The following is a 13055-nucleotide window of genomic DNA, read 5'->3' as shown; positions in this document are numbered from 1 at the left end:
GCAACGACGACGCCGCCGAAAGGCCCGGCGACGCCGGTTCAGGCGTCGCGCTCGATGTCGACGTCGCTGGCGGGGTGAAGTCGTCGAGTGCCATCATGTGGCCGAGCTTGCCGACCTTGGTGGTAGGTAGTGCTCGTTGAAGGGTTGCGCCCGGTGGTGATCGCGAGACGCTCGTGAATACGCACGCCATCGCGGCTGAGCGCCTCGACCTTGCGCGGATTGTTGGTCATCAGACGCAGCGCGGAGATGCCGAGGTGGTCGAGCATGGGCACGCAAATATCGTAGCGGCGCTGGTCGGCGCCGAAGCCGAGGCGCTCGTTGGCCTCCACGGTGTCGGCGCCGGTGTCCTGCAGGGCATAGGCGCGGATCTTGTTGAGCAGGCCGATGCCGCGCCCCTCCTGGCGCAGGTAGAGCAGCGCACCGCGCCCCTCGTCGGCAATCCGCTTGAGCGCTTCCTGCAGCTGGTAGCCGCAGTCGCAGCGCATCGAGAACAGGGCATCGCCGGTCAGACACTCGGAGTGGACGCGAGCCAGCACCGGCTCCGACGTGGTGACGTCGCCAAGGGTGAGCACGACGTGCTCCTTGCCGGTGGACTCTTCCTGAAAGCCGTGCAGCGTGAAGGTCGCCCAGGGTGTGGGCAGCTGCGATGCGGCGATGAAACGGATCGACACGTTGACCTCGCGAAACGGGCCCTGCGGGTAAGGCGCGGGCTCACCCCTGACGTTGAGGGGCAGCATTATATCAGGCTTGCGCGTCTATCCGTTACACTGCAGACAAATCTCCCGTGCGAAGAGCGCTATGACACTGCAAAACGATCGCCTGCTGCGGGCCCTGGCTCGTCAACCGGTGGACCGCACGCCGGTCTGGATGATGCGTCAGGCCGGCCGCTATCTGCCGGAGTACCGCGCTACCCGCGCCGATGCCGGCAGCTTCATGGATCTGTGCCGCAACGCCGATCTGGCTTGCGAAGTGACGCTGCAGCCGCTGGCGCGCTACCCGCTCGATGCCGCGATCCTGTTCTCCGATATTCTCACCATCCCCGACGCCATGGGGTTGGGACTCTATTTCGAGACCGGCGAGGGGCCCAAGTTCCGCCATCCGGTGCGTACCGCCGCCGAGGTCGCCGCGCTGAGCGCGCCGGATGCCGAGCACGATCTCGACTACGTGATGAATGCGGTACGCACCATCCGCCGCGAGCTCGACGGCCGGGTGCCGCTGATCGGTTTCTCCGGCAGCCCCTGGACCCTGGCGACCTACATGGTCGAGGGCGGGTCGAGCAAGGATTTCCGCCATATCAAGGCGATGCTCTACGGCGACCCGCAGACGCTGCACACCCTGCTCGGCCTGCTCGCCACCGCGGTGACCGACTATCTCAACGCCCAGATCCGTGCCGGCGCCCATGTGGTGCAGATCTTCGACACCTGGGGCGGGGCGCTGTCGACCCCGGCCTACGAGGCGTTCTCGCTGGCCTACATGCGGCGCATCGTGGGTGGGCTGATCCGCGAGCACGATGGCCGCCGGGTGCCGGTGATCCTGTTCACCAAGAACGGCGGGCAGTGGCTGGAGTCGATCGCCGACAGCGGCTGCGATGCCGTCGGTCTCGACTGGACCACCGAGCTGGGTGACGCGCGGCGTCGGGTCGGTGAGCGCGTGGCGCTGCAGGGCAATCTCGACCCCAATGTCTTGTTCGCGCCGCCCGAGCGGATCGGCGCTGAGGTCGAGCGGGTGCTGGCCAGCTACGGTCATGGTCCAGGCCACGTCTTCAACCTGGGGCACGGCATCAGCCAGTTCACCAACCCTGATCACGTCACGGCCTTCTTTGACGCGCTACATGCCGCGAGCCCGGCCTATCACCGCTGAAGCAGGCGCCAGCGGCATCGACGGCCTGCTGCTGTTCGATGCCGAGTGCCCGTTCTGCCGGCGTGCGGTTCGCTGGCTGCTGGCGCATGAGCGTGACGCGGGCGCGACGCTGGCGCTGAGCGGGCTAGATAGCGCGCTGGGGCGGCGCGTGGGGCACCACTTCGGGCGTGATCTCGAACGCTGCGACACGATCCGGTATGTCACCGGCGGTGCGCTTTACGAGGAGAGCGAGGCGCTGTGGCGGCTGGGACGTCGGCTGCGAGCGGGCTGGCGATTGCTTGCGTGGCTGCGCTGGGTGCCGGCGCCGCTGCGCAACGCCGTCTACCGCGGGATCGGGCGCTATCGTCGGCGTCTGGCACCGGATAACGACGCGCGGCTGGAGGACGACCCGCGCTGGCGCGAACGCCTCGATGTCGGCCTCTGCACACGCCTGGGGTTGCCAACGACGCTGGCCGAGGGGGCGCGATGAGTCGGCCAGCGAGCGGGCGTCGGCTCGCGACGTGGCGGGCTATGGCGGCACTTGCCGCGCTGATCTGGGCCGGCGCGGTGGCCTGGGGCAGTCTGACGCCGGCGGCCGAGATGCCCTCGCACCTGCCGTGGGACAAGTTCAATCACCTGCTCGGCTATGCCGGCTTGACCCTGTGGCTGGGCCTGGCCAGCCGGCGCTGGTGGTGGTCGGCGCTGGCGGCGCTGGCCTTCGGTATTCTCATCGAGTATCTACAGCTAGGGGTGCCCGGCCGCGCCGGCGGTGACTGGGCCGATATCCTGGCCAATACGCTGGGCGCGCTGGCAGTGGGCCTGGGTGCGGCCTGGCTAGGCCGGCGGCGCTTTCGGCCTTGAGTCACTGACTCGCTTACCCGTCCACCCTCTCTCGCCGTTGTCTTCCCCGGCCCGGCGTGCGTCTTTTCCCGCGCGCCGTGTCTCCTGCGCGCTTCGTTTTTTCCCGTCCACGTCTGGCGGGGACGAAGCCGGCCGTCGACACAATGGCCTGTGGTTGTCTGCTCCCCTCGAGTTGATCGTTTTTTCCTTATCCATTGGTGGCATCGTCGCCACCACCGGTGGCTCGATTCAACGCTAGTGCCATTCCGCGACGCCTCCTTTTGGTGCGCTACGGTAGCCCACGCACGCTTTTGAAACAGAATGTTGCCCGTGTTTTCGTAGTTTGCGCCACGTTGGGAGTGCAGGTGAAGATCGTAAGCGTCCTAGGCGAGCGTTGAATCCAGGATTTTCAGGCGCTAGCGCGAAAGTGGAACGGACTTTGCTAATTTCATCTGGGCATGCTTCGACATGCACTCAAATGACAACGCAAGGGAGTGGATTCCACCATGCGCCACAAGAACAAAAGCCTGTCTCTTCTCTCCGCCGCTGCACTGACTGCCCTGGCGGCGTCGCAGGCCCAGGCTGCCACCCTGGACAACGTGAAAAGCAACGGCGAGTTCAAGTGCGGTGTCAGCACCGGGCTCACCGGTTTCTCCTCCCCCGACGAGAACGGCAAGTGGACCGGCATCGATGTCGAAGTGTGCCGTGCCATCGCCGCCGCCGTGCTGGGCGACCCGACCAAGGTGGTGTTCGCGCCGCTGACCGCCAAGGAGCGCTTCACCGCGCTGCAGTCCGGCGAGATCGATGTGCTCTCGCGCAACACCACCTGGACCGCGACCCGCGACAACTCGCTGGGCCTCAACTTCACCGGGGTCAACTTCTACGACGGCCAGGGCTTCCTGGTGCGCAAGGACCTCGGCATCAAGAGCGCCAAGGAGCTGGATGGGGCCTCCATCTGCGTGCAGTCGGGCACGACCACCGAACTCAACATGGCCGACTACTTCAAGGCCAACGACATGCAGTTCCAGCAGGTCGCCTTCGACACCTCCGACCAGACCGCCCAGGGCTTCGACAGCGGCCGCTGTGACGTGCTCACCTCCGACTCCTCGCAGCTGGCGGCGCTGCGTCTGCAGCTGGCCGACCCCAGCAGCGTCGAGATCCTGCCCGAGCGTATCTCCAAGGAGCCGCTGGGCCCGGTGGTGCGCCAGGGTGACGACCAGTGGTTCGATATCGTCAAATGGACCCTGTTCGCGATGCTCGACGCCGAAGAGCTGGGGGTGACCAGCCAGAACGTCGATCAGATGCGCGACAACCCGCCCAATCCGGATGTCGCCCGCCTGCTGGGCAAGGATGGCAACTTCGGCGAGCAGATGGGTATCGGCAACGACTGGGCCTACAACATCGTCAAGATGGTGGGCAACTACGGTGAGATGTTCGATCGCACCGTGGGCAAGGACTCGCCGATGGGGCTCGAGCGCGGCATTAACGCGCTGTGGAATCAGGGCGGTATCCAGTACGCGCCGCCGGTTCGCTGAGTGCGTGAAGTCGCCCGCCGCGCGTGCCCGATAGGGCGCTTGCGGCGGGCGGCCAGCAGACGTTTCCCAACGTCGTCTCCCGGCCTGTGCGCCGGGAGCCGTTGCCGCTCACCGCTCGAGTAGAGACCCGACTTCTCATGCTGCGTCCATCCACCTCGCTGCCACGCCGAGGGCAGGGGCCGCTGTGGCGGAATCCCACCGTTCGTGCGCTGATCGTCCAGGCCGTGCTGTTCCTGATCCTGGCGATCATCATCGGTTATCTTGTCCACAACACCCTGAACAACCTCGAAGCCCGCGGTATCCAGACCGGCTTCGGCTTCCTCGAGGGGCGTGCCGGCTTCTCGATTCCGCAGTCGCTGATCGACTACACCAGCGACTCAAGCTATGGCACCACCTTCGTCGTCGGCCTGCTCAACACCCTGCTGGTCTCCGCCCTGGGCATCGTCGCGGCGACCCTGATCGGCTTCGCGGTGGGCATCGCCCGGCTGTCGACCAACTGGCTGCTGGCACGGCTGGCGACCATCTACGTCGAGATCTTCCGCAATATCCCGCTGCTGGTGCAGATCCTGTTCTGGTACTACGCCGTGCTGCGGGCACTGCCCTCGCCACGCGAGAGTCTGTCGCTGTTCGATCTGTTCTTCTTCAACGTGCGTGGGGTGGTGATGCCCGATCCGCAGCCGCTGGCGGGGTTTTCCGCCACGCTCTGGGCGCTGTTGATCGCGGTGGTCGCCACGCTGCTCTTCGCGCGTTTCGCCAAGCGCCGCCAGGCGGCCACCGGCCAGGCGCTGCCGGTCTATTGGATCGGTGCGGCGGTCGTCATCGGCCTGCCGCTGATCGTGTTCCTGGCCAGCGGCGCCCCGCTGGCGTGGACCCTCCCCGAGCTCAGGGGCTTCAACTTCCGCGGCGGGATCAACATCCTGCCCGAACTGGTGGCGCTGTGGCTGGCGCTGTCGATCTACACCGCGGCGTTCATCGCCGAGATCGTGCGCTCCGGCATCCTCTCGGTCTCCCACGGCCAGACCGAAGCGGCGCGCTCGCTGAGCCTCCCTGGCGCCATCACCCTGCGCAAGATCGTGATTCCTCAGGCGATGCGGGTGATCGTGCCGCAGATGACCAGCCAGTATCTCAACCTGATCAAGAACTCGTCGCTGGCCACGGCGATCGGCTATCCCGACCTTGTGGCGGTATTTGCCGGCACCACGCTCAACCAGACCGGGCAGGCGATCGAGATCATCGCCATGACCATGGCGGTCTATCTGGTCATCAGCCTGACGGTGTCGTTTTTGATGAACCTCTACAACGCCCGCACCCTGCTGAAGGAGCGATGAGATGCGTGAATCGACGTTTCGCACTCAGATGATCGAGGCGCGCGAGGCGCCGGATCAGCGCCGCGGCCTCAGCGGCTGGCTGCGTGCCAATCTGTTCAACGGGCCGCTCAACAGCGTGGTCTCGGTGGCGGTGATCGGCCTGCTGGCGTGGATCCTGTGGCCGTTTCTGAAGTGGGCGGTGGTCGATGCCAACTTCCTCGGTTCGACTCGCGAAGACTGCACCGGCAGCGGCGCCTGCTGGGTGTTCATCTCGGCTCGCTTCGAATCGATCATCTACGGCTTCTATCCGGCCGCCGAGCGCTGGCGGGTGGATATCGTGTTCGCGCTGATGGCGGCGCTGGTGGCGTGGTTGGCGATCCCGCGGCTGCCCAGGAAGCGCCTGGTCGGGCTGTTCACGCTGGTCGGCTTCCCGATCATCGCCTGGTTTTTGCTGTTGGGTGGCCACTTCGGCCTGCCCGAGGTGCCTACCCGCGCCTGGGGCGGGCTGATGCTGACCCTGACCGTGGCCACGGTGGGTATCGTCGGGTCGCTGCCGCTGGGGGTGATTCTGGCCCTGGGGCGGCGCTCCAAGATGCCGTTCGTCAAGAGCGTATGCGTCATCTTCATCGAGTTCTGGCGCGGCGTGCCGCTGATCACGGTGCTGTTCATGGCCTCGGTGATGCTGCCGCTGTTCGTGCCCGGCAACGTCGAGTTCGACAAGCTGCTGCGGGCGCTGATCGGGATCATGTTCTTCTGGAGCGCCTACATGGCCGAGGTGGTGCGCGGCGGGCTGCAGGCGATCGGCAAGGGGCAGAACGAGGCCGGGCAGGCGCTGGGCCTGGGCTACTGGCAGCGCATGGGGCTGATCATCCTGCCGCAGGCGCTGAAGCTGGTGATCCCGGGGATCGTCAATACCTTCATCGCACTGTTCAAGGACACCTCGCTGGTGCTGATCATCGGGCTGTTCGATCTGCTGGCGATCATCCGTGCCGGGCTCACCGACTCCAACTGGCTCGGCTTCTCCACCGAGGGCTATGTGTTCGCAGCGCTGGTGTTCTGGATCTTCTGTTTCAGCATGTCGCGCTACAGCCAGTACATCGAGCGGCGCCTCAATACCAGCTATCGGCGTTGAGCCCGCCAGTGGCCAGTGCCTGAAACGTGACGCCCCGGGCCGCCGACTCGTGCCCGGGGAATGGGCGAGACAATGATAATGAAGGCAGGAATCAAGCCATGAGTGAAGCGCAAGCGGCTGCAGCACCCGGCGACGACAAGCCGATGATCCAGATCGAACGGCTCAACAAGTGGTATGGCAGCTTCCACGTGCTGCGCGACATCGACCTGACCGTGACCCGGGGGGAGCGCATCGTCATCTGCGGCCCCTCGGGGTCGGGCAAGTCGACCATGATCCGTTGCATCAACCATCTCGAGGAGCACCAGCAGGGCTCGATCACGGTCAACGGCATCCCCATGAACCATGACATCAAGCGGATCGAGCAGATCCGGCGCAATGTCGGCATGGTGTTCCAGCACTTCAACCTGTTTCCGCACCTGACGGTGCTCGAGAACTGCTGCCTGGCGCAGATCTGGGTGCAGAAGAAGCCGCGTGCGGAGGCCGAGCAGAGCGCCATGGAGTACCTCGAACGGGTGCAGATCGCCAACCAGGCTAAGAAGTACCCGGGGCAGCTCTCCGGCGGCCAGCAGCAGCGTGTGGCGATCGCCCGTGCACTCTGCATGCGCCCCGAGGTGATGCTGTTCGACGAGCCCACCTCGGCGCTCGACCCGGAGATGATCAAGGAGGTGCTCGACGTCATGATCGAGCTCGCCCACGAGGGCATGACCATGCTCTGTGTGACCCACGAGATGGGCTTCGCCAAGACCGTGGCCGATCGGGTGATCTTCATGGACCAGGGCCAGATCATCGAGGAGGCGCCGCCGGAGACCTTCTTCAACAACCCGCGCTCGGAGCGTACGCAACTGTTCCTGAGCCAGATCCTGGGGCACTGACATGGGCATCGACAAACGCATGGTCGCCGGTGCGCCGCAGCCGATTGCCCCCTTCTCCCACGCCTGCCGGGTGGGGGATCTGGTGTTCATCACCGGGCAGATGCCGACGGTGCCGGAGACCAACGAGATGCTCTTGGGCACCTTCACCGAGCAGACCCATCGCGTGATGCAGAACCTGGCGATCGTGCTGGAGGCGGTGGGCAGCAGTTTCGAATATGTGGTCCAGAGCCGGGTCTTCATCACCAACATGGGCCACTTCGACGAGGTCAACGGCGTCTACGCCAGCTACTTCGAGGCGCCGCTGCCGACGCGTACGTGTATCGGTGTCACCGGGCTCGCCGGGGGCGCCGACGTCGAGATCGACATGATCGCCTGGATCCCGCCGGCTGCCGGCTGACAGTCGCGGCAGACGAGCCCCGGCGGAGGTCAGCGAGACGTTCGGGGGGCTCGCGCACGCGTGTCGGGGTCGCCTGAGGCGGTGTTTTCAGCCGGCGTAAAGTTCGTTATCGGGAGGCCGATGATAGTCGAGCCAACCTTCAACGGACCCTCTCAATGGACTTAGCATGCTGAAATCCTTCAAGATTCGTATCATGGCCGGGTGTCTGGCGATGATTCTGGTCGCGCTCGCGGCCACCGGCGGCATCAGCTACTGGCTGGTCAGCCGCCATCAGCAGTCGGTCAATCAGGATCTGCTCGAATCGGTGGCCAAGGGGCACCGCGATGCGATCGCCGCCTGGGCCGCCTCGAAGCGCAAGCTGATCGAGGCCGTGGCCCCGGCGGTGGGCAGCGACACGCTGATCCCCGCCCTGCAGCAGACCGCCGCTGCCGGCGGTTTCAGTCAGGTCTATCTGGGCACGCCGGACAAGCGCCTGATCACCAACGATGGCTGGGAGCCGCCGGCGGACTATGACCCGACCCAGCGTCCCTGGTACCGCGGCGCGGTGGCGGCAGGGCAGACCACCGCCAGCGACCCCTATCTCGATCTGGTGACGAACAAGCTGGTGGTGGCCTTCGCCACCCCGATCCTGCGTGATGGCAAGCTGCTGGGCGTGGCCGGTGCCGACGTGCCCCTCGATGAGGTGCAGGAGAACGTGCTCTCGATCCAGCCCACGCCCAAGAGCTTCGCCTTCCTGGCCGACACCGATGGCACCATCGTCGCCTACCGCGATGCCGACCTGAGCCTGAAGCCGGCGAGTGCGATCGCCCCCGATCTCGATGCCGCCAAACTCGCGGCGGTGGCCCAGAGCCCGCTGCCGACGCCGAGCGTGATCGATGGCCGCGAGGTGCTGCTCTACGCGGTGGCGGTGCCGGGTACCGACTGGCGCCTGGTGATCGCGCTGGATCGCGGCGAGGCCAATGCCGGTGCCAGCAGCCTGTTCAAGACCACCCTGGTGTCATTGCTGGTGGCGGCGCTGATCGTCTCGCTGCTGCTGTGGCTGCTGGTGTCGCCGGGCTTTCGCCGGCTCGAGGCGGCGCGCGATGCCATGGCCGACATTGCCGACGGTGACGGTGATCTGAGCCGCCGCCTGGCGATCGACGGGCGCGACGAGATCGCCCAGATCGCCATGGCGTTCAACGCCTTCGCCGGCAAGATTTCCGAGGTGCTGAGCCAGGTCAATGTCACCAGTCAGTCGGTGCGCCAGGCTTCCGAGGAGATCGCCCGTGCCAGCCAGGATCTGTCGCGCCAGACCGAGACCGCGGCGAGCCATCTGCAGGAGACCTCCAGCGCCATGGAGCAGATTTCCGGCACGGTGGAGAACACCGCCACTGCCGCCAGCGAGACCGACCAGCTGGCCCGCGATGCCAGCGAGCGTGCCGTACGTGGCGGCGAGGTGGTAGGGCGTGCGGTGGAGACCATCGAGGCGCTCAACGGGCGTACCGAGCAGATCGCCGATATCGTCCGCCTGATCGAGGAGATCGCATTTCAGACCAATCTGCTCGCGCTCAACGCCTCGGTGGAAGCGGCGCGCGCCGGCGAGCAGGGTCGCGGCTTCGCGGTGGTCGCCGGCGAGGTACGCCAGCTGGCGAGCCGCTCGGCCAACGCCGCCGACGAGATCAAGGCGCTGATCGGCACCTCGGTGGCGCAGACCCGCGAGGGCACCGAGCTGATGCGCTCCGCCGGCGACAGCATGAGCGCGATCGTCGATGCCATCTCGCGTGGCGGCGACGCTCTCGGAGATCAACGTCGCCGCCCAGGAGCAGAGCCAGGGGGTGGGGCAGGTCATCAGGCGGTGGGCGAGCTCGATCAGATGACCCAGCAGAACGCGGCCATGGTGGCGCAGTCCACCGCCGCCGCCGAGCAGCTCCACGATCAGGCGACTCAGTTGGCGGCGATCGTTGGTGGCTTCAAGCTCGACGCCGACAGCGCGCGGCCGGCGCTCAGCCACGCTTGAGCGCAGCGCCATTCTCGACCACGCTTAGAGCGTGCTATCCACGGCCATGCCCGCGCCACGGGCATGGCCCATCCACGGAAAAGGAGAATGGCTCATGGACAAGGTCTACGTGGTGGTCGCCGATGCCGCGCGCGCGCGTATCTTCGCCCGCGAGGCGCGGGTCATGCGTGAGATCGAGACGCTCACGCACCCGGAATCGCAACTCCACACCGGTGATCTACGCACCGGCGGCAAGGGCGAGTCGACCTCGGGGCCGAGCCGGCGCCAGACCGGCAACGAGGACGCCACCTCCGAAAAGCAGGCGATGTTCTTCGCCAAGGAAGTGGCGGGCTACCTGCGCGACGCGCGTACCCAGGGCAAGGCCGACGAGCTGATTCTGATCGCCGCGCCGCAGTTCCTGGGCCAACTGCGCGACAAGCTCGACAAGCCCACCCTCGAGATGGTCACCCAGTCCATCGACAAGGATCTCTCCAAGGCCAGCGAGGCGGATATCGCCGCACAGCTCGGCTGGCATTGAGACCCGCCAACGTCTTCGGCCTTGAATCTTCCGGGTCGTGACGATACGCGGATGGCGTCTGGTGCCATCCGCGTTTTTGTTGTCTGCCTCCTGTGGCGGCCACGCCACGCAAGCCCGCTACCCGTCTGCCGAGGTCACGGCACCGGTGGCAGATCGATCTCGTCGCTGCGTCGGGCATCGGCGGTCATCTCGCGGCATAGCCTGAGAAACTCGCGCATTGCCGTGGTGAGATACTTGTGGCGATGCCAGATGAAGGCGAAGCTGCGCGTCAGGTCGAGCTCTGGCGTGGCGATGGGTACCAGGCTGCCGCGACGGAAAGCGTCGCGCAGCGCCAATCGGGAGACGCAGCCGATGCCCAGCCCCGACTCCACCGCGCGCTTGATCCCTTCGGTGTGCTCCAGCTCCAGCAGAATGTCGAAGCGGCCACGCCGGTGGCGCATGGCGTGCTCCAGCGTGCGCCGGGTGCCCGAGCCCACCTCGCGCATGATCCACGACTCGCGCAGCAGGCGCTCGATATCGGCGCTGCCCTCGGCGGCCAGCGGGTGGCGGGGAGAGCAGAACACGGTCAGATCGTCATCGATCCACGGCTGAATGACGATGTCGTCGTGCTGGCAGTCGCCCTCGATCAGCCCTAGATCGAGCTCGTGCAGGGCGATCCGCTCGACGATCGAGGCGGTGTTGCGCACCTGTAGGCGTACCCGGCTCTCGGGATAGCGCTGCATGAAGTCACTGATCAGCAGGGTAGCCAGATAGTTGCCGATAGTCAGTGTGGCACCGACCTCCAGCGAGCCGATGCCGCGCTGGCCCTTGAGCAGCTCCTCGATCTCTTCGCCGCGGTCGAGCAGCGCCACCGCCTTGGGCAGCAGCTGGAAGCCCAGGGCGTTGAGCTTGAGCCGCTTGCCGATACGGTCGAGCAACTGGCAGTCGAACTGGCGCTCCAGCTCGGCCAGCGCCGCGCTGGTCGCCGACTGCGACAGAGACAGGGTCTCGGCCGCGCGCGATACGCTCTGATGCTGGGCGATGGCGACGAACACCTCGAGCTGACGCAGGGTGTAGCGCATGGCCGACTCCTATATCGACAGGATCGATAAACCTTATCCAGATAATCCGCTTAACAGAATAGTATCCGCTTCTTATAGTTTCGGCATCTACTCGGATCAGTCACTTATTCTTTTTCGATCTGATCTTTTCCGATCCGTTCATAGGAGCCTGGCATGAGCAAGTTCGCGCTGGAAGAAGTCCTCAGCGTCCATCACTGGAACGACACCCTGTTCAGCTTCCGCACTACCCGCGATCGCGGGCTGCGGTTCAAGAACGGTCAGTTCGTGATGATCGGTCTGGAAGTGGAGGGCAAGCCGCTGGTGCGCGCCTATTCCATCGCCAGCCCCAACTACGAGGACCATCTCGAGTTCTTCAGCATCAAGGTGCCCGACGGCCCGCTCACCTCGCGCCTGCAGCACCTGCAGGTCGGCGACCAGATCATGGTCAGCCGCAAGCCCACCGGCACGCTGGTGTGCGACGACCTGCTGCCGGGGCGCAACCTCTACATGCTCTCCACCGGCACTGGCCTGGCACCGTTCATGAGCCTGATCCAGGATCCGGAAGTCTATGAGCGCTTCGAGAAGGTGGTGCTGATCCACGGTGTGCGTCAGGTGAGCGAGCTCGCCTATGCCGACTTCATCGGCAAGGAGCTGCCGGCGCACGAGTATCTGGGCGAGGAGATCAGTGAAAAGCTGGTCTACTACCCCACCGTGACCCGCGAGGATTTCCACACCACCGGGCGTCTGACCGACCATATCCGCAGCGGCAAGCTGTTCGAGGATACCGGTCTGCCGCCGCTGGACCCCAAGCAGGATCGCGCCATGATCTGCGGCAGCCCGGCGATGCTCGACGAGACCGCGACCTGCTCGACGAGCTGGGCTTCTCCATCTCGCGCGCATGGGTGAGCCGGGGGATTACGTGATCGAGCGCGCCTTCGTCGAGAAGTGATCTCACCCCGGGCGTGACTGCCCGGTGAGCCCGAACTTGTGTGAAGAAGCGCAAAAAAGCCCTCGTCGACGCTGTGTCGACGAGGGCTTTTTTCGCGCAGGCGGGGTGAGCGCTTGCGCCTTACACCGCGTCCTTGCCGGTCTCACCGGTACGGATACGGATCACCTGCTCCAGCGGCGAGACGAAGATCTTGCCGTCGCCGATCTTGCCGGTATTGGCGACCTTGGTGATGGCATCGATCACCTGGTCGCTCATGCTGTCGTCCACGGCCACTTCCAGCTTGATCTTGGGCAGGAAGTCGACCACGTACTCGGCACCACGATAGAGCTCGGTGTGGCCCTTCTGACGCCCGAAGCCCTTGACCTCGGTGACGGTGACGCCCTGCACGCCGATCTCGGACAGGGACTCTCGCACGTCGTCCAGCTTGAAGGGTTTGATGATGGCGGTGACCAGTTTCATGGGGAAATTCTCCTCGCGTGCGTGGCGCTCTGTCTGAACGGATCGTCTCGTCGCGGTGTGCGGACGAGGCCTGTGCGAATGGGTGTAGCTCCAGGCTTGGCCCAGCCCTGGCCTAGCGCCTCTGACGACTGCCCGGCGACTCTCTCTATCTTAAACATACACCGCGATGGGC

At 65.5% G+C, this 13055-nt stretch carries 12 protein-coding genes and 2 pseudogenes; 11 read left to right on the top strand and 3 right to left on the bottom strand.

Annotated features, from left to right (window positions below; translation table 11 throughout):
• Nucleotides 1–38: 38 nt before the first annotated feature.
• A pseudogene (gene ribA / locus CN538_RS06280) lies at nucleotides 39–671 on the bottom strand (GTP cyclohydrolase II).
• 127 nt (nucleotides 672–798) lie between these two features.
• Here ribA and hemE point away from each other — a divergent pair.
• From hemE to CN538_RS06230, 10 genes are all read left to right on the top strand, one after another.
• Nucleotides 799–1860 carry a uroporphyrinogen decarboxylase gene (gene hemE / locus CN538_RS06275; RefSeq protein ID WP_106418883.1) on the top strand — a complete coding sequence of 354 codons (1062 nt, stop codon included), beginning with the start codon at nucleotides 799–801 and terminating at the stop codon, nucleotides 1858–1860.
• Nucleotides 1832–2329 (top strand): thiol-disulfide oxidoreductase DCC family protein, encoded by a 498-nt coding sequence (locus CN538_RS06270; RefSeq protein WP_164999519.1) that lies wholly within the window; start codon nucleotides 1832–1834, stop codon nucleotides 2327–2329. Before hemE ends, CN538_RS06270 begins: the two co-directional genes overlap by 29 nt.
• Before the next feature lie 41 nt (nucleotides 2330–2370).
• A complete protein-coding gene (locus CN538_RS06265) occupies nucleotides 2371–2700 on the top strand; it encodes a VanZ family protein (RefSeq protein WP_242495593.1) in 330 nt (109 codons plus the stop codon).
• Between the two features lie 485 nt (nucleotides 2701–3185).
• Nucleotides 3186–4214 (top strand): amino acid ABC transporter substrate-binding protein, encoded by a 1029-nt coding sequence (locus tag CN538_RS06260; protein ID WP_106418880.1) that lies wholly within the window; start codon nucleotides 3186–3188, stop codon nucleotides 4212–4214.
• Between the two features lie 137 nt (nucleotides 4215–4351).
• Nucleotides 4352–5542 carry an amino acid ABC transporter permease gene (locus tag CN538_RS06255; protein WP_106418879.1) on the top strand — a complete coding sequence of 397 codons (1191 nt, stop codon included), beginning with the start codon at nucleotides 4352–4354 and terminating at the stop codon, nucleotides 5540–5542.
• Between the two features lies 1 nt (nucleotide 5543).
• Complete coding sequence (locus CN538_RS06250; protein WP_207233651.1) at nucleotides 5544–6653, top strand: amino acid ABC transporter permease; 1110 nt, start codon at nucleotides 5544–5546, stop codon at nucleotides 6651–6653.
• 143 nt (nucleotides 6654–6796) lie between these two features.
• Nucleotides 6797–7525, top strand: a complete 729-nt coding sequence (locus tag CN538_RS06245) for an amino acid ABC transporter ATP-binding protein (RefSeq protein ID WP_106420565.1) — start codon at nucleotides 6797–6799, stop codon at nucleotides 7523–7525.
• A 1-nt stretch (nucleotide 7526) separates the two neighbouring features.
• Nucleotides 7527–7922, top strand: coding sequence for a Rid family detoxifying hydrolase (locus CN538_RS06240; RefSeq protein ID WP_242495592.1), 396 nt, complete (start codon nucleotides 7527–7529; stop codon nucleotides 7920–7922).
• Nucleotides 7923–8088: 166 nt separating this feature from the next.
• Entirely contained in the window at nucleotides 8089–9918 is a 1830-nt protein-coding gene (locus CN538_RS06235) for a methyl-accepting chemotaxis protein (RefSeq protein WP_106418878.1), read from the top strand.
• A gap of 94 nt (nucleotides 9919–10012) precedes the next feature.
• On the top strand, nucleotides 10013–10435 hold the full coding sequence (locus CN538_RS06230) for a baeRF12 domain-containing protein (protein ID WP_035476355.1): 423 nt from the start codon (nucleotides 10013–10015) through the stop codon (nucleotides 10433–10435).
• A 134-nt stretch (nucleotides 10436–10569) separates the two neighbouring features.
• On the opposite strand, the gene CN538_RS06225 is transcribed toward CN538_RS06230, so the two are convergent.
• A complete protein-coding gene (locus tag CN538_RS06225; protein WP_106418877.1) occupies nucleotides 10570–11496 on the bottom strand; it encodes a LysR family transcriptional regulator in 927 nt (308 codons plus the stop codon).
• 153 nt (nucleotides 11497–11649) lie between these two features.
• Here CN538_RS06225 and CN538_RS06220 point away from each other — a divergent pair.
• Nucleotides 11650–12424, top strand: a pseudogene (locus CN538_RS06220) (ferredoxin--NADP reductase).
• A 120-nt stretch (nucleotides 12425–12544) separates the two neighbouring features.
• On the opposite strand, the gene glnK reads toward CN538_RS06220, so the two are convergent.
• Nucleotides 12545–12883, bottom strand: a complete 339-nt coding sequence (gene glnK, locus CN538_RS06215) for a P-II family nitrogen regulator (RefSeq protein ID WP_035476361.1) — start codon at nucleotides 12881–12883, stop codon at nucleotides 12545–12547.
• Nucleotides 12884–13055: the final 172 nt, after the last annotated feature.

Source organism: Salinicola tamaricis, assembly GCF_003006155.1.
GTDB classification, from domain to species: Bacteria; Pseudomonadota; Gammaproteobacteria; order Pseudomonadales; family Halomonadaceae; genus Salinicola; species Salinicola tamaricis.
Note: the sequence above shows the minus strand (reverse complement) of the source record. Positions and strands in the feature narration are given on the sequence as shown.